The organism is Streptomyces sp. NPDC001843 (assembly GCF_042891955.1).
Classification (GTDB): domain Bacteria; phylum Actinomycetota; class Actinomycetes; order Streptomycetales; family Streptomycetaceae; genus Streptomyces.
The window spans coordinates 147,876-171,955 of record NZ_JBIATQ010000008.1 but is presented as its reverse complement, the minus strand read 5'-3'; the positions used below and the strand labels follow the sequence as shown (position 1 = coordinate 171,955).

The 24,080-nt window shown below is 70.9% G+C and carries 26 protein-coding genes; 12 read left to right on the top strand and 14 right to left on the bottom strand.

All coding sequences use genetic code 11. The features are described 5' to 3' along the window. Window positions 1-41: 41 nt before the first annotated feature. A complete protein-coding gene (gene trpS, locus ACFYZQ_RS21425; protein WP_389149922.1) occupies window positions 42-1,109 on the top strand; it encodes a tryptophan--tRNA ligase in 1,068 nt (355 codons plus the stop codon). A gap of 153 nt (window positions 1,110-1,262) precedes the next feature. Next, window positions 1,263-1,847, top strand: a complete 585-nt coding sequence (locus ACFYZQ_RS21420) for a 2'-5' RNA ligase family protein (RefSeq protein ID WP_388791790.1) — start codon at window positions 1,263-1,265, stop codon at window positions 1,845-1,847. 203 nt (window positions 1,848-2,050) lie between these two features. Here the strand turns inward: ACFYZQ_RS21420 and ACFYZQ_RS21415 are convergent, their stop codons facing one another. Both ACFYZQ_RS21415 and ACFYZQ_RS21410 read right to left on the bottom strand, forming a co-directional pair. Next, window positions 2,051-2,806: a decaprenylphospho-beta-D-erythro-pentofuranosid-2-ulose 2-reductase gene (locus ACFYZQ_RS21415; protein ID WP_389149919.1), complete on the bottom strand. Its 756-nt coding sequence runs from the start codon at window positions 2,804-2,806 to the stop codon at window positions 2,051-2,053. Window positions 2,807-2,814: 8 nt separating this feature from the next. Further along, window positions 2,815-4,167: an FAD-binding protein gene (locus ACFYZQ_RS21410; protein ID WP_389149916.1), complete on the bottom strand. Its 1,353-nt coding sequence runs from the start codon at window positions 4,165-4,167 to the stop codon at window positions 2,815-2,817. A 133-nt stretch (window positions 4,168-4,300) separates the two neighbouring features. On the opposite strand from ACFYZQ_RS21410, the gene ACFYZQ_RS21405 reads away from it, so the two are divergent. Genes ACFYZQ_RS21405 through ACFYZQ_RS21390 form a run of 4 tightly spaced genes read left to right on the top strand, consistent with a single transcriptional unit; the run spans window position 4,301 to window position 7,071 of the window. Continuing rightward, complete coding sequence (locus ACFYZQ_RS21405; RefSeq protein ID WP_389149914.1) at window positions 4,301-4,813, top strand: phosphatase PAP2 family protein; 513 nt, start codon at window positions 4,301-4,303, stop codon at window positions 4,811-4,813. After that, window positions 4,806-5,753 carry a decaprenyl-phosphate phosphoribosyltransferase gene (locus tag ACFYZQ_RS21400; protein ID WP_389149912.1) on the top strand — a complete coding sequence of 316 codons (948 nt, stop codon included), beginning with the start codon at window positions 4,806-4,808 and terminating at the stop codon, window positions 5,751-5,753. Before ACFYZQ_RS21405 ends, ACFYZQ_RS21400 begins: the two co-directional genes overlap by 8 nt. Then, entirely contained in the window at window positions 5,747-6,175 is a 429-nt protein-coding gene (locus tag ACFYZQ_RS21395) for a GtrA family protein (protein ID WP_389149909.1), read from the top strand. The genes ACFYZQ_RS21400 and ACFYZQ_RS21395 overlap by 7 nt, the downstream gene beginning before the upstream one ends. Next, window positions 6,163-7,071, top strand: a complete 909-nt coding sequence (locus ACFYZQ_RS21390; protein WP_389149907.1) for a YihY/virulence factor BrkB family protein — start codon at window positions 6,163-6,165, stop codon at window positions 7,069-7,071. The genes ACFYZQ_RS21395 and ACFYZQ_RS21390 overlap by 13 nt, the downstream gene beginning before the upstream one ends. Here ACFYZQ_RS21390 and ACFYZQ_RS21385 read toward each other — a convergent pair. After that, a complete protein-coding gene (locus tag ACFYZQ_RS21385) occupies window positions 7,019-8,278 on the bottom strand; it encodes a D-alanyl-D-alanine carboxypeptidase family protein (RefSeq protein WP_389149904.1) in 1,260 nt (419 codons plus the stop codon). The genes ACFYZQ_RS21390 and ACFYZQ_RS21385 overlap by 53 nt on opposite strands. 73 nt (window positions 8,279-8,351) lie before the next feature. Here ACFYZQ_RS21385 and ACFYZQ_RS21380 point away from each other — a divergent pair, with 73 nt between their 5' ends. From ACFYZQ_RS21380 to ACFYZQ_RS21370, 3 genes are all read left to right on the top strand, one after another. Beyond that, window positions 8,352-8,591, top strand: coding sequence for an SCO4848 family membrane protein (locus ACFYZQ_RS21380; RefSeq protein WP_132856212.1), 240 nt, complete (start codon window positions 8,352-8,354; stop codon window positions 8,589-8,591). A gap of 33 nt (window positions 8,592-8,624) precedes the next feature. Beyond that, complete coding sequence (locus tag ACFYZQ_RS21375; protein ID WP_389149901.1) at window positions 8,625-9,950, top strand: metallophosphoesterase; 1,326 nt, start codon at window positions 8,625-8,627, stop codon at window positions 9,948-9,950. 180 nt (window positions 9,951-10,130) lie between these two features. Continuing rightward, window positions 10,131-11,684 (top strand): ABC transporter substrate-binding protein, encoded by a 1,554-nt coding sequence (locus tag ACFYZQ_RS21370; RefSeq protein WP_389149899.1) that lies wholly within the window; start codon window positions 10,131-10,133, stop codon window positions 11,682-11,684. 19 nt (window positions 11,685-11,703) lie between these two features. Here ACFYZQ_RS21370 and ACFYZQ_RS21365 read toward each other — a convergent pair whose 3' ends face one another. Both ACFYZQ_RS21365 and ACFYZQ_RS21360 read right to left on the bottom strand, forming a co-directional pair. Continuing rightward, window positions 11,704-13,242, bottom strand: coding sequence for an ATP-binding protein (locus ACFYZQ_RS21365; RefSeq protein WP_389149896.1), 1,539 nt, complete (start codon window positions 13,240-13,242; stop codon window positions 11,704-11,706). After that, complete coding sequence (locus ACFYZQ_RS21360) at window positions 13,239-13,925, bottom strand: response regulator transcription factor (protein ID WP_389149894.1); 687 nt, start codon at window positions 13,923-13,925, stop codon at window positions 13,239-13,241. The genes ACFYZQ_RS21365 and ACFYZQ_RS21360 overlap by 4 nt, the downstream gene beginning before the upstream one ends. A gap of 166 nt (window positions 13,926-14,091) precedes the next feature. On the opposite strand from ACFYZQ_RS21360, the gene ACFYZQ_RS21355 reads away from it, so the two are divergent. Further along, window positions 14,092-16,509: an MMPL family transporter gene (locus ACFYZQ_RS21355; RefSeq protein WP_389149891.1), complete on the top strand. Its 2,418-nt coding sequence runs from the start codon at window positions 14,092-14,094 to the stop codon at window positions 16,507-16,509. Here ACFYZQ_RS21355 and ACFYZQ_RS21350 read toward each other — a convergent pair. The 7 genes from ACFYZQ_RS21350 to ACFYZQ_RS21320 all read right to left on the bottom strand — a co-directional run bounded on the left by ACFYZQ_RS21350 (window position 16,502) and on the right by ACFYZQ_RS21320 (window position 21,388). After that, window positions 16,502-17,110 (bottom strand): Uma2 family endonuclease, encoded by a 609-nt coding sequence (locus ACFYZQ_RS21350; RefSeq protein WP_389149889.1) that lies wholly within the window; start codon window positions 17,108-17,110, stop codon window positions 16,502-16,504. The two genes, ACFYZQ_RS21355 and ACFYZQ_RS21350, sit on opposite strands and share 8 nt — an antisense overlap. Window positions 17,111-17,200: 90 nt before the next feature. Then, a complete protein-coding gene (locus tag ACFYZQ_RS21345) occupies window positions 17,201-17,860 on the bottom strand; it encodes a TetR/AcrR family transcriptional regulator (RefSeq protein ID WP_389150409.1) in 660 nt (219 codons plus the stop codon). 107 nt (window positions 17,861-17,967) lie between these two features. After that, on the bottom strand, window positions 17,968-18,378 hold the full coding sequence (locus ACFYZQ_RS21340) for a VOC family protein (RefSeq protein WP_389149886.1): 411 nt from the start codon (window positions 18,376-18,378) through the stop codon (window positions 17,968-17,970). A 76-nt stretch (window positions 18,379-18,454) separates the two neighbouring features. Beyond that, window positions 18,455-19,021, bottom strand: a complete 567-nt coding sequence (locus ACFYZQ_RS21335; protein WP_389149883.1) for a hypothetical protein — start codon at window positions 19,019-19,021, stop codon at window positions 18,455-18,457. Window positions 19,022-19,088: 67 nt separating this feature from the next. After that, window positions 19,089-20,324, bottom strand: coding sequence for an epoxide hydrolase family protein (locus ACFYZQ_RS21330; RefSeq protein WP_389149881.1), 1,236 nt, complete (start codon window positions 20,322-20,324; stop codon window positions 19,089-19,091). 16 nt (window positions 20,325-20,340) lie between these two features. Continuing rightward, window positions 20,341-20,526: a DUF397 domain-containing protein gene (locus tag ACFYZQ_RS21325; protein ID WP_389149879.1), complete on the bottom strand. Its 186-nt coding sequence runs from the start codon at window positions 20,524-20,526 to the stop codon at window positions 20,341-20,343. 10 nt (window positions 20,527-20,536) lie between these two features. Then, window positions 20,537-21,388, bottom strand: a complete 852-nt coding sequence (locus ACFYZQ_RS21320; RefSeq protein WP_389149876.1) for a helix-turn-helix domain-containing protein — start codon at window positions 21,386-21,388, stop codon at window positions 20,537-20,539. 146 nt (window positions 21,389-21,534) lie between these two features. Here ACFYZQ_RS21320 and ACFYZQ_RS21315 point away from each other — a divergent pair, with 146 nt between their 5' ends. After that, on the top strand, window positions 21,535-21,987 hold the full coding sequence (locus ACFYZQ_RS21315) for an ATP-binding protein (RefSeq protein ID WP_389149874.1): 453 nt from the start codon (window positions 21,535-21,537) through the stop codon (window positions 21,985-21,987). A gap of 176 nt (window positions 21,988-22,163) precedes the next feature. Here ACFYZQ_RS21315 and ACFYZQ_RS21310 read toward each other — a convergent pair whose 3' ends face one another. Then, window positions 22,164-22,376, bottom strand: coding sequence for a DUF4287 domain-containing protein (locus ACFYZQ_RS21310; protein ID WP_389149872.1), 213 nt, complete (start codon window positions 22,374-22,376; stop codon window positions 22,164-22,166). A gap of 69 nt (window positions 22,377-22,445) precedes the next feature. Continuing rightward, the gene (locus tag ACFYZQ_RS21305) at window positions 22,446-23,117 is read right to left on the bottom strand and encodes a DUF998 domain-containing protein (RefSeq protein ID WP_389149869.1); all 672 of its coding nucleotides are present in this window, start codon (window positions 23,115-23,117) and stop codon (window positions 22,446-22,448) included. A 120-nt stretch (window positions 23,118-23,237) separates the two neighbouring features. Between ACFYZQ_RS21305 and ACFYZQ_RS21300 the strand changes: the two genes are divergently transcribed. Further along, entirely contained in the window at window positions 23,238-23,861 is a 624-nt protein-coding gene (locus tag ACFYZQ_RS21300; RefSeq protein ID WP_389149866.1) for a TetR/AcrR family transcriptional regulator, read from the top strand. Window positions 23,862-24,080: the final 219 nt, after the last annotated feature.

Here is a 24,080-nt window from a genome sequence, read left to right as displayed (position 1 = left end):
CAGTTCCGGATCGCGTCCCGGGACCTGAGAGAATGGTGAGCATGGCCACTGACCGCCCGCCCGTCGCCCACCCCCACCCTCAGGGGAATGGCTCCGCCGTGCAGCATCGTCTGCGCGTGCTCTCCGGAATCCAGCCCACCGCAGGCTCGTTCCACCTCGGCAACTACCTCGGCGCCGTGCGCCAGTGGGTGTCCCTGCAGGAGAGCCACGACGCGTTCTACATGGTCGTCGACCTGCACGCGATCACGGTCCCGCAGGACCCCGCGGACCTGCGTGCGAACACCCGGCTGGCCGCCGCCCAGCTGCTGGCGGCCGGGCTCGACCCGGACCGCTGCACCCTGTTCGTGCAGAGCCATGTCCCCGAGCACGCCCAGCTCGCCTGGGTCATGAACTGCCTCACCGGCTTCGGCGAGGCGTCCCGCATGACCCAGTTCAAGGACAAGGCCGCCCGGCAGGGCGCCGACCGCGCCTCCGTCGGCCTGTTCACGTACCCGGTCCTGCAGGTCGCCGACATCCTGCTGTACCAGGCCAACGAGGTCCCCGTCGGCGAGGACCAGCGCCAGCACGTCGAGCTCACCCGCGACCTCGCCGAGCGCTTCAACGGCCGGTTCGGCGAGACCTTCGTCGTTCCGAGGCCGTACATCCTCAAGGAGACGGCGAAGATCTACGACCTCCAGGACCCGACCGTCAAGATGAGCAAGTCGGCGGCCACGCCGAAGGGCGTCGTCAACCTCCTGGACGAGCCGAAGGCCAGCGCGAAGAAGGTCAAGAGCGCCGTCACCGACACGGACACGGTGATCCGGTACGACGTGGAGAACAAGCCGGGGGTGTCGAACCTCCTCACCATCTACTCCACGCTCACCGGCAGGTCGATCGCCGAGCTGGAGCGGGACTACGAGGGCAAGATGTACGGCGCGCTGAAGACGGACCTCGCCGACGTGATGGTCGAGTTCGTGACGCCGTTCCGGGAGCGCACCCAGCAGTACCTGGACGATCCGGAGACCCTCGACTCGATCCTGGCCAAGGGCGCGGAGAAGGCGCGTGTCGTGGCCGCGGAGACGCTGGCGCAGGCGTACGACCGGGTGGGTTTCCTGCCCGCGAAGCACTGAGGCGCACGACCGCACACACGTACCGTGGGCGGAGCGCTGCACATCACTTCCACCGCGCCTGCCCACGGGACACTCGTGGCCGTACAGTCGATAGCCGGACGGCTGTGCACGTACCGGACGAGAACGAAACAAAGAGCGACGACAGGAGACGACGTGGGGACCGTAACGATCGGCGTGTCGATCGCGGTCCCGGAGCCTCACGGCAGCCTGCTCCAGGAGCGGCGCGCGGGCTTCGGCGACGCCGCTGCGCACGGCATCCCCACGCATGTCACGCTGCTGCCGCCGACGGAGGTCGAGGACACCGACCTGCCGGCCGTCGAGGCGCATCTGACCGAGGTGGCCGCGGCCGTCCGGCCGTTCGCGATGCGGCTGTCCGGCACCGACACCTTCCGGCCGCTGTCCCCGGTGGTCTACGTGCGGGTCGTGGAGGGCGTCGAGGCCTGCGCCCGGCTGCAGCAGCGGATCCGCGACGCCTCCGGGCCGGTCGCCCGTGAGCTGCAGTTCCCGTACCACCCGCATGTCACGGTCGCCCACGGCATCGACGAGGCGGCGATGGACCGGGCCTTCGAGGAGCTCGCCGACTACGAGGCCGCCTGGCACTGCACCGGCTTCGGGCTCCACGAGCAGGGCGCCGACGGGGTGTGGCGCAAGCTGCGGGACTTCACCTTCGGCGGCGGCACCGTGGTGCCCCAGCAGGCGGCCCCCGTGGACCGGGGTACGATCCGCAGCCGCCGGTAGGCACGCCGCGGGGGCACTAGGGTCTGTCCGGCGGATCATGCCGCAGACGCGGGGCTTGGCACGCCCATCTGCGGCGTTGTCGTCGGTTGCCGACGCTCCGCGTCGACGCCCTCCTCCGCCTTGCAGCTGGACGCGCCAAGCCCCGCTCACCAGCGCCGATGAGGCACCGCCGGTTTCCTGCGACCTGATCCGCCGGACAGACCCTAGACCGGCAGCCGCCGGAACACCGCCCGCGGCACGTGCCGCAGCGCCGACATCACCACTCTGAGCGCCCCCGGCACCCACACGGTCTCCGAGCGGCGTCTGAGGCCCAGCTCGATGGCCGTGGCGACCGCCTCCGGCGTGGTGGCGAGAGGGGCCTCGTCGAGGCCGGCCGTCATCCGTGTCCGTACGAAGCCGGGGCGTACGACCATGACGTGCACGCCGGTGCCGTGCAGCGCGTCGCCGAGACCCTGGGCGAAGGCGTCCAGGCCGGCCTTGCTGGAGCCGTAGATGAAGTTCGAGCGGCGGGCCCGCTCGCCGGCGACCGAGGAGAGCACCACCAGGGAGCCGTGCCCCTGGGTCTGCAGGGCCCGCGCGGCGACCAGGCCCGCCGAGACCGCGCCCGTGTAGTTGGTCTGCGCGACCCGCACCGCGCCCGCCGGGTCCCGCTCGTCCACCGCCTGGTCACCGAGGATGCCGAAGGCGACCAGCACCATGTCGATGTCGCCCTCGGCGAACACCTTCCCGAGCACGTCCTCGTGGGAGTCGGGGTCGAGGGCGTCGAAGGCGACGGTGCGCGCGTCGGCCCCCAGGGCGCGCAACTCCCCGGCCGCCTGCTCCAGGGCGGGTGAGGGGCGGCCGGCCAGCCACACGGTGCGGGTGCGGCGGGAGACCAGCCGGCGTGCGGTGGCCAGCGCGATCTCGGACGTACCGCCGAGGACGAGCAGCGACTGGGGGGTTCCGAAAGCGTCCTTCACGGCAACTCCTAGAGGTTGAGCCGACGGGAGAGGTCCGACGTGAAGACCCCGGCCGGGTCCAGTTCCGCGCGCAGCGCCCGGAACTCGTCGAGCCGGGGGTACATCGCGGTGAGCAGCTCCGGACGCAGCCGGGAGTCCTTGGCCAGGTAGACGCGCCCGCCGGCGGCGGCCACCTCCTCGTCCAGCTCGTCGAGGAGGGCCCCGAGGCCCGGCAGCCCGGACGGGACGTCGAGTGCGAGGGTCCAGCCGGGTCTGGGGAAGGACAGCCAGCCCGGGTCGGCTTCGCCGAAGCGCTTGAGGACGGCGAGGAAGGACGGGCACCGGTGGGCGGACACGCGGTGCACGATGCGGCGCAGGGGTTCCTCCTGGCCGTGTCCGACGACGAACTGGTACTGGAGGAAGCCGGCGCGGCCGTAGACCCGGTTCCAGTGGGGGACGCCGTCCAGGGGATGGAAGAAGGCCGGGATGCGCTGGAGTTCGCCGGTCCGCGCGCGCGGTGCCTTGCGGTACCAGAGCTCGTTGAAGAGCCCGACCGCGGTGCGGCCGATGAGGCCCTCGGGGAGGAGGGAAGGGGCTGCGGGCAGCCGCCGGGGGCGGAAGGACAGCGGGCGCCGCCGCGCGCGCGTGCCCTCGAGCGCCTCCAGGGGTGCGTGGTCGCCTCGGGTGAGCACCGCGCGGCCGGTCGCGGCGCCGCGGGCGAGGAGGTCGATCCAGGCGACCGAGTAGCCGTAGCGGTGGTCGCCGGTGCTCAGCCGGGCCATCAGGTCGTCGAGGTCGGCGGCGCGTTCGGTGTCGACGGACATGTACGCCGTCTCGACCGGCAGCAGCCGCAGGGTGGCCGTCAGGATCACCCCGGTCAGGCCCATGCCGCCGGCGGTCGCGTCGAACAGGGGGGTGCCCGGGCGCACGGTGCGCACCTCGCCGTCGGCGGTGAGCAGCTCCAGCGACAGCACGTGGCGGGAGAAGGAGCCGGCGACGTGGTGGTTCTTGCCGTGGATGTCGGCGCCGATCGCCCCGCCGACGGTCACCTGGCGGGTGCCGGGGGTCACCGGCACGAACCAGCCGAGCGGCAGCAGCACCTCCATCAGCCGGTGCAGGGAGGTGCCCGCGCCGCACAGGACGGTCCCGTCGTCGGCGTCGATCGCGTGCACGTGGTCGAGACCGGTCATGTCGAGCACGGTCCCGCCGGCGTTCTGCGCCGCGTCCCCGTACGCCCGTCCGAGACCTCGGGCGATGCCGCCGCGGTTCCCGCAGCCGCGGACCGCCGCCGCGGCCTCCGCGTAGGTCCGGGGTCGGACCAGCCGGGCGGCGGTGGGTGCGGTGCGGCCCCAACCGGTGACGGAAACGGTGTCTCCAGGCATGCCGGTGACCGTATCGCCCATGTGTGAGCGATCAGTTGTGGAACATGACTGCGCTCCCCGAAATGGGTGATTAATGGGATGTCGTCCAATATTGCCGTAATTCAAGCGGTTCGGACGTGGACAGTGGATCCACATGGACGACCTGGATCACGACCTGGACCACCGGATCCTTTCCGCACTCCACGCGCGCGGCGCCGATCCATGGGTGGCGTCCGCCGCCCGCGGACTCTCCCTGACCGGAGAGCACGGCGCGCTGTGGCTCACGACGGGCCTCGTCGGAGCCGCCGTGGACGGCGCGCGGCGCAGCGCCTGGTTGCGCGGCACGGCGCTCGTCGCGGGCGCGCATCTCGCCAGCATGGCCGTGAAGCGCCTCGTACGCCGCGCGCGCCCCGCGCATGTCGAACCCCGGGTGCGTACCGCCGGTCGGCACTCCTTCCCCAGCTCCCACGCCGCCTCCGCCGCGGCCGCCGCCGTCGCCTTCGGGGCGCTCGGCGCCCACCCGGTGCCGCCGCTCGCCACCGCCATGTGCCTGTCCCGGCTGGTCCTCGGCGTCCACCACCCCTCGGACGTGGCGGCGGGCGCGGCCCTGGGCGTACTGACGGCACGCGCGGGAACCCGCTGGATGAGGGGGAGCACCGATGGCTGACCTCGCGCTCCTCCAGCGCCGGCCGCCCGGCGAGCCCCCGCCCCCACCCCGGCGCCGGGGCACCCTCCTGGGCGGTCTGCTGAGGGCCACCCGCCCGAAGCAGTGGGTCAAGAACATCCTGGTCCTCGCCGCCCCGGCCGCCGCCGGCCGGCTCTTCTCGCGGCACGCGCTCACCCAGGTCGCCCTGGTCTTCGTCCTGTTCACCGCCTGCGCCGCCGCCGTCTACCTGATCAACGACGCCCGGGACGCCGAGGCCGACCGCGCCCACCCCGCCAAGTGCCGCCGCCCGGTCGCCGCCGGGCAGGTCCCCGTGCCCGTCGCCTACGCCGCCGGCGGCGCGCTGGCCGTGCTCGGGCCGGCCACCGCCCTCTGGCTGGCCTCCCCGGCCGTCGCCGCCCTGCTGACGGCCTACCTCGGCCTGCAACTGGCCTACTGCGTCACCCTCAAACACCTGCTGGTCGTCGACCTCGCCGTCGTGACCACGGGATTCCTGATGCGGGCGGTGATCGGCGGGGTCGCGCTCGGCATCCCGCTGTCCCGCTGGTTCCTGATCACCACCGGCTTCGGGGCGCTGTTCATGGTGTCGGCGAAGCGCTACTCCGAGGCCGTCCAGATGGCCGGACAGGCGGGCGCGACACGCGCGCTGCTCACCGAGTACACCGCCGGCTACCTGCGCTTCGTCTGGCAGCTCGCGGCCGGCGTCGCCGTCCTCGCCTACTGCATGTGGGCCCTGGAGGCGGGCGGTGTGCCGCACGCCAGCGTGCTGCCCTGGCGGCAGCTCTCCATGGTCGCCTTCATCCTCGCGGTCCTCAGGTACGCCGTCTTCGCCGACCGCGGCACCGCCGGAGAGCCCGAGGACGTCGTCCTGCGCGACCGCGCCCTGGCCCTGATCGGCGCCGCCTGGCTGGCCATGTACGCCCTGGCGGTGGCCAATTGGTGACACCGCGGCGGGGCGAACTGCTCGGCTTCGCCACCGCGGGCCTCCTCGCCTACGCCACCGACCTGGCGCTCTTCAGCTACCTGCGCGGCCCCGCCGCCTGTGACCCGATCACCGCCAAGTCCCTGTCGTTCGCGGCCGGCTGCACGGTCGCGTACGCCGGCAACGCCCTCGGCCCCTACCGCCACACCCGGCCCAGAGGCCTGCGTCCGTACACCGTCTTCGTCGCCGTGAACCTCGCCGGAGCCCTCGTCCAGCTGTTCTGCCTCACCGTCAGCCACTACGGTCTGGGCCTGACTTCGCAGCGGGCCGACACGGTCTCCGGCGCGGGAATCGGCATGGCACTGGCCACAGTCCTGCGGTTCTGGGGTATCCGGACATTGGTCTTCCGAGACGAGGGCAGAGTCGGATCATGGACTGGCTGAAAACACTCCCCGGCGTCGGACCGCTGTTCGCGCGCCTGATGACCACGCACGCGTGGCGCTCGTACGAGCGTCTGGACCGGGTGAAGTGGACACGGCTGGCCGCCGCCATGACGTTCGTCAGCTTCATCGCGCTGTTCCCGCTGCTGACCGTGTCCGCCGCGATCGGCGCCGCCACGCTCAGCCCGGCCGGACAGCGGCACGTGGAGAAGCAGATCGCCGAGCAGTTCCCCGGCATCTCCGACCAGCTCGACATCACGTCCCTGGTCCAGAACGCGGGCACCGTCGGCTCCATCGCGGGCGCCCTGCTGCTGCTCACCGGCATCGGCTGGGTCGGGCAGATACGCGACTGCCTGCGCGCGGTGTGGGAGCTGCCCGACACCGACGAGAACCCCATACTGCACAAGGCCAAGGACGCCGGGATCCTGATCGGGCTCGGCGGCGCGCTGCTCGTCACGCTCCTCACCTCCGCCGTCGCCTCCGCGGCGGTCGGCTGGGCGGCCGGCGGTCTGGGGCTCGCCGAGCACGGCTGGGGCACCGTGCTGCTCAGCGTCGTCGCGTTCGCCGTCGCCGTCCTCGCCGACTTGCTGGTCCTGCTGTACGTGCTGACCCTGCTGCCCGGCGTCGAACCGCACCGCCACCGCCTGTTCGTCGCGGCGCTGACCGGCGCGGTCGGCTTCGAACTGCTGAAACTGCTGATCAGCGGCTATATCCAGGGCGTCGCCTCGAAGAGCATGTACGGCGCGTTCGGCGTCCCCGTCGCCCTGCTGCTGTGGATCAACTTCACCGCGAAACTGGTCCTCTTCTGCGCCGCCTGGACGGCGACGCCGAGCAAGGAGGCCGAGCTCAGGAACGAGTCCGGCGACGTACGAGATCGGGCAGCGGCCACCGGCGGTTGACCAGGAACGCCCCGCCGCCCAGCAGCACCAGCAGCCCCCCGGCGACCGCCAGGGCGATGCCGGCGCCGCGCGCGCGGTCCCCGGAAGGCTCGGCGGCCACCGGCTTCGACGACGGCCCGCCGCTCCCCGTACCGCCCGCCTGCCCGGCCGGCGACGTCGCGCCGGGCCGCGCGCCGGCCCGGACGGCGCTCTTCGGCGGCACCAGCTCGCCCACCGGCTTGACCTTGCCGACCGCCCCGAAGCCCCAGTCGAAGAGCCGGGCGGCCTCCTTGTAGACCTCGTTGTGCTCGTGCTTCTCGGGGTTCATGACGGTGACCAGCAGAACGTGCCCGCCCCGTTCGGCGACCCCGGTGAACGTGGCGCCCGCCTGGCTGGTGTTGCCGTTCTTCACACCGGCGATGCCCTGGTAGACGGGGACGTCCGTGTCGCCGCTCAGCAGCCGGTTGGTGTTGCGGATCTCGTCGGAGCCGAACTTCGCCGTCACGGTCGAGCAGTACTCGCGGAAGTCCTTCTTCTGCAGTCCCGAGCGGGCGACCAGCGTCAGGTCGTACGCCGACGACACCTGTCCCGGCCGGTCGTAGCCGTCGGGGCTGAGCACGCGGGTGTCCAGGGCCTGCAGCTCGTCGGCGTGCGCCTGCATGTCCTCGACGGTCTGCTTGATGCCGCCGTTCATCTGCGACAGCACGTGCACGGCGTCGTTGCCGGACTTGAGGAACACGCCGAGCCACAGGTCGTGGACGGTGTAGGTGTGGTTCTCCTTGACCCCGACCAGGCTGGAGCCGGCGCCCATGCCCGCCAGGTCGGACGCCGCCACCTTGTGCTCGTTGGTCCTCGGGAAGCGGGGCAGGACCGTGTCGGCGAACAGCATCTTCAGCGTGCTCGCCGGGGGCAGCCGCCAGTGCGCGTTGTGCGCGGCCAGCACCTCGCCGGACTCGGCGTCGGCGATGATCCAGGAGCGCGCGGTGACGTCCTTGGGCAGCACGGGTACACCGCTGCCGAGGTCGGCCTGGGTGCCCGGCTCGCCCAGCCGGGCACCGCCGACCGTCGACATGTGCGCCGGGGGAGTGGCCGTCGGGCTCGTCGAGGGGGACGGCGCGGCGACGGCGGCGGGCGCGGCAGCGGCGGCGGGCGCCGCGAGGGACGCGGACAGCAGGGCGGCGGACATGACCAGCAGAGATCGCCTGGCGGGCGTGGGTGGTGTGAGCACGAGCGGAAACGTACCTTGCCGGCTGCCGCGACCCCGGGCGCGGACCCGGACGGCCCTTGGCGATACTGAAGGCATGAAGCTCAGCCGCCCGGTGTCCTGGTTCCTGCTCGCCTTCGGGGTGTGGAGCTGGGTCATCTGGGTCACTTTCGTCAAGAATCTCGTCAAGGACAGCAGCGGTCTCGCCTTCGACGACGGTCACCCGACGGCGTACTTCTGGGTGCACCTGACGCTGGCGGTCGTTTCCTTCGTATTGGGGACGGTCATCGGGGTCATCGGGTTGCGCGGACTTCGCGCACTGCGCCGGACGTCATAACGGCACTACCGGAACAACGGGGGACACGGCAGCGTGGTCATCCTTCTCGCCATCGCCGGTCTGGCGGTCCTCGCCGTGGTGGCGGCCCTGCACTGGTACGTCTGGCGCCGCCTGGTCCGCGACACCACGGCGGGGCCCGGCCCGGCACGACGCGCGGGCACGGCCGTCTTCGTCGCCGGGCCCGTGCTGATGATCGCCGCCCTGGTCACCGAACGCGCCGGCGCCCCCTTCTGGCTCCAGCGCGCGCTGGCCTGGCCCGGTTTCCTGTGGATGCCGCTGGCCCTCTACCTGCTGCTGGCGGTGCTGGCGGGAGAGGCCGTACGGCCCGTGCTGCGCCGGCTGACGGCGGGGAGGACGCGGCCCGCCCCGTCCCCGGCGGCCGTACCGGCGCGTGCGGCGGCCCCGGCGGCCGTACCGGCATCGGAGCGGGCGGCCCCGGCGGAGCCGACCGGCCCCAAGGAGCCGGAGGAGCCCACCGAACCCGGGATGCCCGCCGAGCCCGAGGCGCCCGCCGAGCCCGCCCAGGCATCACCGCCCGCGCCCTCCCGCCGCCTCTTCGTCTCCCGGGTCGTCGGCGGCGCCGCCGCCACCGCGGCCGTGGCGACCGTCGGCTACGGCACCTACGGCGTCCTGCGCGGCCCGAAGGTGAAGCGGGTCACCGTCCCCCTGGCCAAACTCCCGCGCGCCGCCAGCGGATTCCGGATCGCCGTGGTCAGCGACATCCACCTGGGTCCGGTCCTCGGCCGGGACTTCGCGCGGAAGGTGGTCGACACCGTCAACGGCACGCAGCCCGACCTGATCGCGGTCGTCGGGGACCTGGTGGACGGCAGCGTCAAGGACCTGGGGCCGGCGGCGGCACCGCTGGCGGGACTGCGCGCCCGGCACGGCGCGTACTTCGTCACCGGCAACCACGAGTACTTCTCCGGTGCTGAGCAGTGGGTCGAGGAGGTACGGGGGCTGGGCATCCATCCGCTGGAGAACGCCCGGACCGAACTGCCGTACTTCGACCTCGCCGGGGTCAACGACCTGCAGGGGGAGAGCGAAGGGCAGGGGCCCGACTTCGCCAGGGCACTCGGCGACCGGGACAAGGCCCGCACCTGCGTGCTGCTCGCCCATCAGCCGGTGCAGATCCACGAGGCCGTCCGGCACGGCGTCGACCTGCAGCTCTCCGGTCACACCCACGGCGGGCAGCTCTGGCCAGGCAACCTCGTCGCGGCGGCCGCCAATCCCACCGTGGCGGGACTGGAACGCTACGGCGACACCCAGCTGTACGTCAGCAGGGGCGCGGGCGCCTGGGGCCCGCCCACGCGCGTGGGCGCCCCCTCGGACGTCACCGTGATCGAGCTGGCGACGCTGTGACGCTTCCTCAGCGAGCTCTGAACACCCGTAAACAACCCCCGGGTAAGTTCTTTCTCATCTAGCCGGATTGCTCTTCCCCCACCTTAAACACGTGTGATTAGGTGAGCCGCGCCACTAGGGGGTGGCGTTTGTGTGCAGGGCCTGGGTAGGGCTCGGGTAGGGCCTGGGGAGGGCACCACCATGCGATCGGTTCGCATGCGGATTCTCGCGATATTTCTGGTCGTCGCAGCCGTGGGAGTCGGCGGCTGGGAGCTGTTGCCGTCACAGGGGGACGAGAACAGGACCATCACGGTCGGCACGACGGACGCCGTCACGTCACTGGACCCGGCCGGCGCCTACGACGCCGGCTCCTGGGCGCTGTTCAGCAACGTCTTCCAGTCACTGCTGTCCTACGAGCCGGGCGGCGCCACGCCGGTGCCGGACGCGGCCAAGAGCTGCGCCTTCGTGGGCAGCGGGCTGAGGACCTACACGTGCGAGCTCCGGGCCGGGATCACCTTCCCGAGCGGGCGGGCGATGACCGCGCAGGACGTGAAGTACTCCTTCGACCGGGTCAAGAAGATCAACTCGGACGTCGGCCCGGCGTCCCTATTCTCCACCCTGGCCTCGGTGACCGCCGACGGCGACACCGTCACCTTCCACCTGTCGTCCCCGGACGCCACCTTCCCGTTCAAGGTGGCGTCAGGGGCGGGTTCGATCGTCGACCGGGAGAAGTACCCCGCGGGCAGCCTGCGCTCCGGCAACGATGTCGACGGCACCGGCCCGTACCGGCTGACCGCGTACACCAAGGACAAGCAGGCCACCCTGGAGCCGAACTCCTCCTACAAGGGCGAACTGGACGGCACCGGCCGCCCCGTGAAGCTGCGTTACTACGGTGACTCCGCGAAGCTGGACGCCGCCTGGAAGGACAAGCGGATCGACGTCGCCACCCGCAACCTGCCGCCGAAGGTGCTGTCCCGCCTGTCCGCGAGCGACCCGGACCAGCGCGTCACGGAGTCCGACAGCTCGGACACCCGCAACCTGTACCTGAACACCCGCCAGAGCTCCCCGCTGCACGACGTACGCGTCCGGCGGGCCCTGGCCTGGCTGGTCGACCGCGAGCAGCTGGCCGCGACCGTGTACGACGGCACCGTCGACCCGCTGTACTCGCTGGTCCCGGCCGGCCTCAACGGCCACACCACGTCGTTCGCCGACGCCTACCCCGATCCGAGCGTCAAGAAGGCGAGGCAGCTGCTCACCGAAGCCGGTGTCTCCCTTCCGGTGCACTTCACCTTCGGCTACGGCGACCGTGACGCGGGCGCCCAGGAGGCCGCGGAGCTGAAGCACCAGCTGGAGGCGGGCGGCCTGTTCAAGGTCGACGTCAAGGGCTACGAATGGACCGACTTCCAGAAGCACTGGGCCACCGGCAAGCTGGACGCGTGGGCGGTCGGCTGGGCCGCCGACTACCCCGACCCGGACACCTTCGGCGCCCAGCTCGTCGGCACCGACTCGACGATGAACACCGGCTACAGCAACAAGCTCGTCGACAACCTGATCATCGACAGCCAGCAGTACGCCGACCGCAGCCGGGTCACGCAGGACTTCCGTTCCCTGCAGGACGACGTGGCGCGCGACGTGCCGCTGATCCCGCTGTGGCAGCGCAAGGAGTACGTCGTCAGCAGCGAGGCCGTCGGCGGCGGCCAGTACCTCGACGACGGCACCGGTGTGTACCGGCTGTGGCGTCTGGAGTGGATCTGACGGACCCGCCGGACAGGCCCTACTCCGTGGGGCAGTCCACGACCGCACGGGCGCGTTCCGGCAGGGTCACCGTCACCGCCAGACCCTCGCCGGGCGCCGTCCGCACGGTGACCTCGCCCCCGTGCGCGTGCACCACGCCCTGCACGATGGCCAGGCCCAGCCCGCTGCCCGCGCCGCCGCCCGCCCGGAAGAACCGGTCGAAGACCCGGGCCGCGTCCTCCTCGGCCAGCCCGGGACCCTCGTCGGCGACGCACAGCCGCACCACCTGGTCCCCGCCGGCCACCCCGTCCACGCGCTCCGCGTCCACGCGCTCCGCGTCCACGCGCTCCGCGTCCACGCGCTCCGCGTCCACGCGTTCCGCGCCGAGCCGCACCGGCACGTCGGCCGGCGTGTGCGTGCGGACGTTGGCCAGCAGGTTGCCCAGCACCTGCCGCAGGCCCGACTCGTCGGCGCGCACCAGCAGTGCGCCGTCGGCGGCCACCGTGACCGGCCGGTCCGGCTGCTGCACCCTGAGATCCTCGGCAGCCTCCCGCACCAGCCGGCTCACGTCCACGTTCCTCAGCCGCAGTTCGGGCCGCTGGTCCAGACGGGCCAGAGTGAGCAGTTCGTCGACGAGCCGGCCCATCCGGTCGGCCTCGGCGTTCATCCGGTCCCAGGCCCGTTTCCGCTCGCCCGGCTCGTTCAGCATGCCCTTGTCGTACAGCTGGAGGTAACCGCGTATCGCCGCGAGCGGGGTGCGCAGCTCGTGCGAGGCGTCGGCGACGAAACGGCGCAGCTGCGCCGCGCTGCGCTCCCGGGTGCGGTACGCCGACTCCACCTGGTGCAGCATGGAGTTGAGGGCCAGCCGCAACTGCTCGACCTCCTGGGTCGGATGGCAGTTGGAGGGCACGCGCCGGGCGAGGTCGCCCTCGGCGATGGCGGTGGAGGTCTCCACCATGTCCTCCAGCGGCCGCAGCCGGCGCCGTACGGAGAACATGGTCAGACAGCACAGCAGGGCGAGCAGCAGCGTGCCGACGGTGAGATCGAGCTTGAGGGCTTTCGCTATGCCCTCGTGCAGGGCCTCGGTGGACTCGGCGAGCAGGATGTAGGAGCCGTCGGCCAGGCGGGTGGCGGTGACGTGGTAGGCGGCGCCGTGCACGGTGACCTCGTGCGGGGCGGCATCCGCCACGAGGCCGCGGGGAGCGTCCACGGCGGCGGCGAGGGAGCGCTGGGCGTCGGTGGGCTCGACGCCGAAGAGCGCGAGAGCCTTCCCCCGGCCGTCGACCGCGGCGAAGATCGAGTCAGGCGTGGGCTGTTCCTGCACGTACCTGGGAGTCATGCGGTCGCGCACCACGCTCAGCACGCCGAGCGAGTCGACCTGGTGCAGGGTGAGTTGCGAACTGCCCAGCGAGTCCCGCATCTTCGTCAGCTCGGTGTCGACCTGGCCGAGCAGGTAGTGCCGCATCCCCATCAGGCTGACCGTGGTGGCCACCACGATGCCGACGGCGAGCAGCCCGACGTTGGCCAGGGTCAGCTTTCCGCGCAGGGAGTGCACCCCGTGCCTGCGGTGGTGCCTCACGCCAGCCCGTATCCGACACCGCGGCGTGTGGTGATGACGGGCGGCCCCAGGGGTTCGAGCTTGCGCCGCAGATAACTTATGTAGGTCTCCACGACGGTGGATTCGGACGGGGCGTGCTCGTACTGCCAGACGTGGCGCAGCAGTTGCTCCTTCGGCACGATCCGGCCGCCGTTGCGCACCAGGAACCGCAGCAGCGCGTACTCGGTCGGGGTCAGCTCGACCGTGCGGCCCGCGCGGCGCACGCAGTACGTCGTCTCGTCCAGCTCCAGGTCGCCGTATCTGAGCGGCGGCCGCTCGGGGATCACGTCGGAAGGGCGGGTGCGGCGCAGCACCGCCCCGATCCGGGCGACGACCACGTCGATGTCGAACGGCTTGGTGATGTAGTCGTCGCCGAAGCCGAGGGCGCCGACGATCTCGGCGGGCGCGTCGCGCGCGGTGAGGAACACCAGCGCCAGGTCCGGCTGCCGAACGCGCAGTTCACGGCCGAGGGCACGGCCGTCCCCGTCCGGCAGCATGACGTCGAGCAGGGCGGCGTCCGGCCGGGTGCGCTCGGTGAGCGCGAGGGCCTCGCGGACGGTACCCGCCGTCATCACCTCGAAGCGGTGGTAGCGCAGGGCGATGGCGAGGACGTCCGCGATGCTCTCCTCGTCCTCCACGACCAGCACGGTGCCTGGAGCCGTCATGCCCTCAGTATCGGGCGGGGGCGTCGATCACGGGGCCGGATCGCGCTTTGGAGTTCCTTGAGAGTCGACCGCGCCGCGTGTCCCGCGCGTGCGGGGTTGCCGATGCTGGTTGCCAGGACCTGGGGGACCGACCGGTGAAGTACGGACGAATCAAGGAGCGTTGAGCGTGACGGCATGGGCACGATGGTGCTACCGGCATCGGCTGGTGGTCCTGTTGTTGTGGGTGGGGGCGCTGGTCGGCCTGGGCTTCGCGGCCTCGACGGCGGGCACGGACTACGCGAACGTCTTCTCCCTCCCGAACACGGACTCCAAGCGCGCGTACGACCTGATGGAGAAGGCCTTCCCGGACAGTGCGGGCGACACCGACACGGTGGTGTGGAAGACCGACGGCGGATCGGTGCGCGACGCGTCCGTGAAGTCCCGGATCCAGCCGGCGCTGGAAAGAATCGCGAAGATGAAGGGCGTCGGCGAGGTCGCCGGCCCCTACGGCGGCGACCGGGGGGCGGCGCAGATCAGCCGGGACGGGCGGATCGCCTACGCCCGGATCACGTTCACCGAGCAGGCGAACGCGGTACCGAAAGACCTCGTCCAGGACGTCGTCGACACGGCGCAGGCCGCCGAACGGGGCGGTCTCGAGGTCGAGTTGGGCGGTCAGGCCATCCAGCGGGTGCAGGAGCCGCCGCAGGGCCTCGCGGAGTCGGTGGGGCTCCTCGCCGCGGCCGTCGTGCTGTTCCTGGCCTTCGGCTCGTTCCTCGCCATGCTGCTGCCGATCGGCATCGCGATCTTCGGCGTCGGCATGGGCCTGTTCGGCGTCCAGTTGCTCAGCCACACCACCGACATCCCCGATCTGGCGCCGCTGCTGTCCTCCCTGATCGGCCTCGGCGTCGGCATCGACTACGCCCTGTTCATCGTCACCCGGCACCGGCGGGGCATCCTGCGGGGCGTGGACCCGGAGGAGTCGGCGGTCACCGCCCTCAACACCTCCGGCCGCGCGGTGCTGTTCGCGGGCGGCACGGTGTGCATCGCCCTCGCCGGCATGCTGGTGACGAACCTGCGCTTCCTGGACGGCGTGGTCATCGGCACCTCGCTGACGGTCGTGCTGAGCGTCCTCGCCGCCACCACCCTGCTCCCCGCCCTGCTGGGCTTCCTCGGCCCGCGCGTGCTCAGCCGCCGCCAGCGGCGTCGACTGGCCGAGCAGGGCCCGGAGCGGGAGCGGGCGAGCAGCCTCTCGGCCCGCTGGTCGGCGGGCGTCCAGAAGCGCCCCCGCAGGATCGCCGCGCTCGCCCTCGTCGTCATGGCCGTCCTCGCCCTGCCGGTGCTGTCGCTGCGTCTCGGGGCGACGGACCAGGGCAACGACGACGCGTCCACCACGACCCGCAAGGCCTACGACCTGCTCGCCGAGGGCTTCGGCCCCGGCTTCAACGGCCCGCTGCAGGTGGTCGTCTCCAGCGGTGACACAGCCGCCCTGGTCAAGGACATCCAGGCGACCAAGGGGGTCGCCCAGGCCGGCGCGGTGCCCGCCCGCGGCGGCGTGACGGTCGTCCAGGTGGTCCCGACGACGTCACCGCAGTCGAAGGAGACCGACGACCTCATCGATCACCTGCGGGACGAGGTGATCCCCCAGGCGAAGGTGCAGGCCCACGTCGGCGGGGTCACCGCGGTCTCCAAGGACTTCGCGTCCGTCACCGGCGACCGGCTGCCCTGGTTCATCGCCACGATCATCGGCCTCGGCTTCCTGCTTCTGCTGGTCGCCTTCCGCTCCCTGGTGGTGCCGCTGACGGCCGCGGTGATGAACCTGATCGCGGCGGCGGCCTCCTTCGGCGTCCTCGTCGCGATCTTCCAGTGGGGTTGGGGCCTGGACCTGCTCGGCCTCGGCAAGGAGGGCCCGATCAACGCCTTCCTGCCGGTGATCATGCTGTCCTTGCTGTTCGGCCTGTCCATGGACTACCAGGTGTTCCTGGTCAGCCGGATGCACGAGGAATGGGTGCACACCAAGGACAACGCGCGCGCGGTCCGGGTCGGCCTGGCGGAGACCAGCCGTGTGATCAACTCCGCGGCACTGATCATGGTCTGCGTCTTCATGGCCTTCGTCCTCAGCGGCGACTCCGGCGCGGCGATGGCGGGCGTGGGCCTGGCGGCGGCGGTCGCGCTGGACGCGTTCATCCTGCGTACGGCACTGGTGCCGGCCGCGATGCATCTGCTGGGCAAGTCCAACTGGTGGCTGCCCCCGTGGCTGGAGCGGCGGCTGCCGCATCTGGCGGTGGAGCCGCAGGAGGAGCCGGAGCCGGCTCCGGACGCGGGGGAGGGTCCCGCCTCGGTGGTCCACGGGTACGTCCGCACGGCCGACGGCGAGCCGGTGGGGGATGCTTCCGTGACACTGCTGACGAAGGGCGGGCGCCGGCTGGACGGGGTGACGTCGCTGGCGGACGGCTCGTACATCGTGTCGGTGCCGGAGCCGGGTGCCTATCTGCTGGCGGTGACGGCGGGCTCGTACGGCTCGAAGGCGCGGCAGGTGGTCGTGGGGGACGGGCCGCTGGTGTACGACGTTGAGGTGGCTGAGGGGGAGGTGGACGCGGTCAATTAGCCTTCGGGGATCCGGCTTCGAGGATCTCGCTCACGTCGAGGCTGACCTTGGCGCCGATGGAGTCCGGCAGGGTGGCGATCTCGCCGGGGGCGTACGGGCGGTGGTGCTCGTACTTGTCCCCGGTGGGGCTGGTGAGGACGTGAAGGCGTTGGTGCTTGCGGTCGACGATCACATAGACCGGGATGTGGGCGCGGGCGTAGGCCCTTACCTTGGCGCGCAGATCGGCCTGCCAGTTGCTGGACGTCACTTCCAGGACCAGGCGGAACGCAGCCGGGTCGAAGCAGTTGTTCTCGATGAGGTGTTCGTCGATGTCGGCGTCGACGAGGCAGAGATCAGGAATCGCATAGTCCTCGGGGCCATCCGGCAGCCAGACACCGACGCCTTGATGCACCTCGGTCCCGTCCTCATCGAGACCGGCGGCTTCGAAGGGGCGAATCAGCTTCTTCAGCGCCCGCGAATGAGCGATGTCCGGGGGTGGCGTCACGCAGATCTGCCCTTCGATGATCTCGACGCGGTGGCCGGGGAGGCGCTCCATGACGCGATTCGCCTGCGCGATCAGCGCTCGATCGCCGTGCGGCGGCTCGACAGGTGCTGCGGACATCACGTGCCTCCCATGGGCTGGTGTCGAGAGCATCATCGTAGGCAGGCGGGACGCCAGACGTCCCGTTCGAACCGCTTCACCCGAAAGCGATCACTCCCCCTGCCGCCCCCGCCCCGCCGGATGCGGCAGCGCCTTCGTCATCCCCGGCAGGAAGTCCGTGAACAGCTCGTGCACCTCGCGCACGAGCGGTCGCAGCACCCGGAACCGCGCCAGGTACACGCCCCGGGCGGTGAGCCGCGCCCCCCGTTCGGCCAGCCGGTAGCTCCGCTCGCGCCCCTCGGTCCGGTCGAAGACCCAGTACAGGACGAGCCCCATCTGGGAGAGCCACATCAGCTCGGGCAGGATGTCCCGCAGCTCCTGAGGGACCTTGGTCTTCGTGCCCGCCAGCACCTCCCGGTGGACGCTGATGGCCTCAAGCCGGGCGTGCTCGGACTCGGGGGAGAAGGGGCTGAGCGGGCTGTCGGGGTCGGCGGCGTTCTTGAAGAACTGCACGGCGAACTCGTGGTACGGCGTGGCGATGTCCAGCCAGGCCCGCAGCACCCCCGCGAGCCGCGCCTCCAGGTCGGTCTCCCGCTCCAGGACCTCCCGGACCGCCACCCGGTGCTCGGCGGCGATCCGGTCGTAGAAGCCCTGGATCAGGTGCTCCTTGCCCTCGAAGTAGTAGTACGCGTTGCCGACGGAGACCCCGGCCTCCTTGGCGATGGCCCGCATGGTCGTCTTGTCGTAGCCGCGCTCCTGGAACAGCCGCATCGCCGTCTCCAGGATCAGCGCGCGGGTCTGCTCGGACTTGCTGACTTCGTTCTTCGCGGACACGGACAAGAGCCTAACGACTGCCGCAGGCGCCCCCCGCCCGCGGATCAGGCCCGCCGGCCGAGCTCCGGACGCTTGGTGTAGTCCGTGAACCCGAGGACGTTCCCCCAGGGGTCGGCGATCTCGACCGTCCACCCCGTGGCCACGGAGAAGGGCTCGTCGAGCGGCTTGATCCCGGCGTCGGCGAGCTTCCGCACCGCCGTACGCGTGTCCGGCACCTCCAGCCACAGCCGGGGCGAGGGCCAGGACGGCGGCCGGTGCCCCAGCCCGTGCTCCACCCGCAACAGGATCCCGGGCGTCTCGCCCCCCACCTTGAGCAGGGCGATCCCGGCCTCGTCGAACCGGAACCCCACGACGAACCCGGCCCGCTCGTAGAACTCCACGGCCTCGCCGAGGTCCCCGACGGGCAACAGCACGTTGTCGAACCCGAGCAGCTCGTACGACTGTTCATCTGACATGCCATCAGATTAAGTTGGCGCAGCCGTGGACCGGGGAGGCCGGACCGCCCGGGTCACCCACCCGGACCAGGCGATGTCACAGCGGGGCGAGTTCCGTGCGCCCGTCGAACCGCCCCCCGACCCGCTCGGCGAGCCAGTGGACGCGGTCCAGGTCGTGTTCCCCGCGCACATGCACGTGAACGGTGTGGTCCGCGGAGGGCTCGTACTGGTAGAGGTCCCGCGAGTGCACGGACAGCGTGAGGTACGCGTACTTCTGGGAGATCGACTCGAGCCCCGCCTCCGGAACCTCGGGCCATTCGTCCAGGTCCCAGCGCACGGCGGCGGCGTCCTGGGGGCGCAGCGCGCGGATGAACGGCTCGGCGAGTTCCAGTGGGTGGCACCAGTCGTGCACGGAGACGGGCAGACACTCCGACGGGTCGTCACCGTTCTCCGCCGACCGCGCCTCCGTCCCCTCCCGCGCCCACCAGTGCAGGCCGGGCAGCACCCGCAACACCTCCGCGAGTCCCTCGCGGGACCGGATCCTCGCCTCGAAGTCCACCTCGGCGCGGGTGAGGTCCGTGACCCCCAGCAGCGTGCGCACCACGCGCAGGGCCTCGTCCAGGTCGGGGGTGGTGAGGACGGCGGCGGCGGTGGAGTTGCTCATGGGGTGACCCTAGACGCCACCGACTGGTGCGCGGGTGGGATGACGGGACTCTACGCGTGCGGGATGTTCAGGGCCTGCGCCCGTGGAAGGTGCGGCGCAGGTCGCTCACCCAGGCGTCGGGGTTCTCCCAGGGGATGAAGTGGCCGCCCCGGTCATGGGCGTTGACGTTGACGTGGTTGAACCAAGCGGCCTGCGGACCGGTCTCGAACGCCCGGACGCGCTCCTCGGCGGTGTGGATGCCGGGCGGGTTCTCGTACGCGACGAAGGTGAGGCCGACCGGGGCCTGCACGACCGGGGTGCGGTCGTGGGCGGGGGCCCACGGATAGCGGTTGGCGTTGGCGTAGTAACGCATCGACGTGGCGATGGAGTTGTTCACCCAGAAGATCGTGGCGTGGGTGAGCAGATCGTCCTTGGTGAAGACCGACTCGACGTCGCCGCCGTTGTCGCTCCAGGCGTTCCAGCGCTTCACCAGCCAGGCGAGCAGTCCGGCGGGCGAGTCGCTCAGCCCGTGGGCCAGGGTGGCGCCGTCGAGCATGTGCACGGCGAGGTGGGGCGCCCAGCGGTGGTCCAGCTCGGTGATCCGGGCGCGTACGTCGGCCGGCTGGTCGTCGGTGAGAGGACGGTTCCGGGCGAAGTCCCAGGCGCGGGGGCCGTTGAAGAAGTCGAGCGGCAGCCCGGAGCCGATGTGGATGCCGTACAGCTCGTCGGCGTACTTGTGGCCGAGCTGGCTGGAGACGATCCCACCGATGTCGCAGCCCCCGGCGGCGTACTTCTCGTATCCCAGAGTCTCGGTCATCAGGGTGTGCCAGAGGTCGGCGACCTTCCAGAAGTTGACGTCCGGAAAGCCGGTGAGCGGGCCGGGGAAACCGAAGCCGGGCAGGGACGGCACGATGACGTCGAACGCGTCGGCGGGGTCACCGCCGAACGCCGCCGGGTCGGCGAGCGGGTCGATCACCTTCGACCAGTGCCAGAACGTCCACGGCCAGCCGTGCGTGAGGATCAACGGGACCGGGCGGGACCCGCGCCCGGCCTTGCGCATGAAGTGCACCGGCACGCCGGCGACGCTCACCTCGTAGTGCTCGTAGGCGTTGATGGCGGCCTCGGCCTTGCGCCAGTCGAAGTCGTCCCGCCAGTAGGCGACCAGCTCACGCAGATAGCTCTCCGGGACGCCGTAGGACCCGTCCTCGTTCCCCTCGTCCAGCGGCGGCCGGGTCAACGCGAGCCGCGCACGCAGGTCGTCGAGGGCCTCGTCGGGCACGTGGAGGGGGGTGGGCTCCAGGGGGAAGGGGGGCGGGGTGGTCATGGCGTGGTTCCTTCCCTTAATACGAGCGGTCCGAGTGCAGGGCGGCTATCAGGGCGGCGAGTTGGCGAGGGCCGGTGGTGAGGATGGTTTCCGGGGAGTCGCTTTCGCGGAGGAGGATCGATCCGGTGGGGGTGGTGGCGAGGTAGACGCAGGAGGAAGCCTCCTCGCTGTACGTGGACTTCTGCCAGTTGAGTTCGGTCACGGCTCGGCCTTCAGGTGTCTTGGGCGATGCGGTGGATGAGGTCACGCGAGGCGTCGGGTCCCAGGGCGGCCTCCTCCATGCGGTCCAGGACGAGACGGTACTTGGTCAACTGTGCGACCGAGTCGATGAGTTCGCTGCCGTGCGCGGCATCGAGCTGTGCCGTGTCGAGTGCGGGGACCGGTCCGTAGGCGTAGTCGAGGCCGTGTCCGACGGTGGGGAAGACGGTGCCGTCGAAGGGAATCACCCGGAGGGTTACGTGGGGCTGCCCGCTCATCTTGATGAGGTGGTCCAACTGGGCGCGGGCGACCTCCCGGCCGCCGAACCGCATACGGAAAGCTGCCTCGTGGACGATCGCTGTGTACTGGGGCGGTCGTTCCCGGTGCAGGACAGCCTGGCGCTTGATGCGGTGGGAGATGCGGTACTCGATCTCGTGCGGGCGTAGCTCCGGGACCACCTGGCGGAAAAGGGTGCGGGCGTGCTCCGGGGTCTGCAGCAGGCCGGGGATGTTGATGACCTGGGCCACGCGCAGGGCGACCGCGTGGTGTTCCATCTCCGCGACGTCCAGGAAGCGGGGCGGCAGCGTCTCTCGATATTCCTCCCACCAGCCCCTTTCGCGGTGCGCCGCCATGGCCACGAGTGCGTCGATCAGGCACGTGTCGGTGCAGTCGTAGTTGTGGGCCAGCGTACGGATGCGCTGCTCACTGAGGCCGAATCGCCCGGTCTCGATGTTGCTGATGCGTGCCTGGTTGGCGCCGATCATCTCACCGGCCTCACGAGCGGTGAGTCCCGCACTCTCGCGAAGCTTGCGCAGTTCCGCCCCCAGGCGGACCTGGCGTGCCGTGGGCGTCTGCCGTGGCGGCATGTGCGTCCGCTCCTTTGTCGTACACAGTCACCCACAGGGGTGGATCGTCGGATGCATCTGCAGACTTAGTAGGAACCATTCTACTGGCGCCGCTACGGTGAGACCCAAGCTGCTCCAAGTACCCCCACCGCAGGAGGCGTCCAGCCATGGCCACCGTATCCCCGCCCGAGTGCGAAGCACCCCCAACTTGGGCGTACGCCCTCCAACTGCCCCACGACGCCCGCGCCGCCCGTATCGCCCGGGTCACCCTCCGGGCCGTACTCGCCGGGCACGGCATGGCGCAACTCCAGGAGCCCGCAGAGCTCTTGGCTTCGGAGCTGGTCACCAACGCCTACCGGCATTCCACCGGCCCCGCGACCCTGCGCCTGCGTGGGTTCGGCGGCAGCCGTCTGCGAGTGAGCGTCTGGGACACGAACCCCCACATCCCTCCCCCCTTCGACAGGCGCCCGGACCGCCGGGTCCACCCCGTTCCGGCGGACGCCACCGGCGGGCGCGGGCTGCTTCTTGTGCGTCACTACGCGGACACGTGGGGCGGATATCCCCTCGGAGACGATCTCTTCGGGCGGGGCGGGAAGCTGCTGTGGTGCGAGGTCGCGTAACGCCGTCGTCGGGAATGCAGGAGCCTGTCCGGTCGTGGCAGCGGTGATGAGTGGTTTGGGAACGGCTTTGGCGAAGGCATCGCCCCGTGGTCGGCCTGTTCGATGTTCACGAGAACCGGCTGCACCTCGGGTCGGGCATGAGTTCCGCCGCCCGCAGACTCATGCCCGACCCGGGCCTAGTCGCCGGCGCGCTCGGCGAGGGTGTGGGCGATAAGGGCGTTGGCGTGCCCGTGACCGAGGCCGTGCTCGGCCTTGAGCCATGCGACGAGTTCCATGTGTTTGGTCAGGGGTGAGGTGCGGATCAACTCCTTCCACTCCTCGATCGGGCGGCCGTACTTCTTCTCGATCGACGGGAAGTAGCTGGCGGGGCCTTTCGCCGGTGCGGTCATGACGAACCATCCTGTTTGTCTGAGTGCGGCGATCTCGGGTTGGTGCCGTGCGAGCGGGAGCTGGAGCCGCTACCGCTGTGAGGTGGGCGCGGGGCTGGCCAGCCGGGTGATGGCTGCGGTGAGCGCGAGCAGGCCGAGGTCGGCTGCGGCGGTGAAGGCCGCCACGGTGGTGGCGGAGGCGGCAAACCCGACGATGACCGCTAGCGGCAGCAGGCGGTAGGCCAGGGCCCAGCCGCGCCGGCCGTGGGCAGCGAAGTGTCGGGCCAGCACGAGGAACGCGGCGCACAGGGCGAGGTAGCCCACCGTGCCGCTGAGCATGTGGACCGTTCCGTGCCCGCTCAGCGCGGCCGGACCGTCGGGCGTGCCGGCCGGGAAGCCCGCACCGGGGTCCGCCTTGAAGACTCCGGCGAGCAGGAAGGACGCACCGAAGACGCCGACCAGGCGCGGCCCCCAGGTGTCGCCGGTGGTGGGGCCGATCGTCCGCCGCAATCCCACCGCGCCGGCAGTGACCAGCGTGCCGGTGACCAGGAAGCTGGCGACCTGGATCCAGCCCAGCGAACCGAGGCTGAGTTGACTGATGGCGTTTCGGCTGAAGTCGAAGCCGGTACGCGTCAGGCCCTCGATCACCCCCGCCGACAGGAACAGCGGTCCTGCCGCCGCCCCGCAGGCGAGCAGCGCACGGGTGGTGAACAGAACCGAGGTGCCACGGCTGGTAGCCGGTGTGCGAATTGCCTGAGCCATACAAAATCCCCCTAAACCGAGGTCGCGGCCAGTACTGGACTGTCCAGTACTGGCGAACTGGACGGTACAGTACTGGCGGAAGAACTGGACTGTCCAGTACTCTCGCTCCGAGGAGGTGACATGCAAGCGAACGAACCCGGCGGACGCTCGGCGCACAAGCACCAGGCGATCATGGAGGCTGCGACAGCGGTGTTCATGGAGAAGGGCTACGCCGGCACGAGCATGGACGACATCGCCAAGCTGGCCGCCGTGTCCAAGCAGACGGTCTACAAGCACTTCTCTGACAAGGAGAAGCTGTTCGCCGAGATCGTCCTGGCCACCACCGACCGGATCGAGGCCGTGATCGACCTGGTGGCCGGCATCCCCGTCGACGCGGACGCACTGGAGGAGAACCTACTTAGGCTGGCCCGCCAGTTCCTGACCACCCTCACCCAGCCCCAGGTGATCCAACTGCGGCGTCTCATCATCGCCAACGCCGACGCCTTCCCCGACCTGGGCGCCACCTGGTACGAGCAGGGCTTCGAGAGGGTACTGGCCACCCTGGCCGACACCTTCCACCGCCTGGCCGACCGCGGCCTACTGCGGATCGACGACCCTCTCCTGGCCGCCAACCACTTCTCCGGCCTGCTGCTGTGGATCCCGGTGAACAAGGCCATGTTCCACGGCAGCCCACAACACACCCAGCCCGAACTCGACCACTACGCCGACGCGGGCGTCCAGATCTTCCTCGCCGCATACCGCTGAACCGGACTCCCCCCGGCGACGTGCACGCCCCAGACCACCAGGCCCGATCGCCGGTGCTGTCCAGCCCGTGGACATTTCGATTCTCAGCGAAAGCCAGCTGACTCCCAAACCCGCGAAGAAATGCTGCCCGTTATCGGGCTCTGGTCCACTTCTTGTGGTGGCGTACGCAGCGTGACTATTGATCTCTGGGCGATACGGGTCGAGGTCGCCCGAAAATCG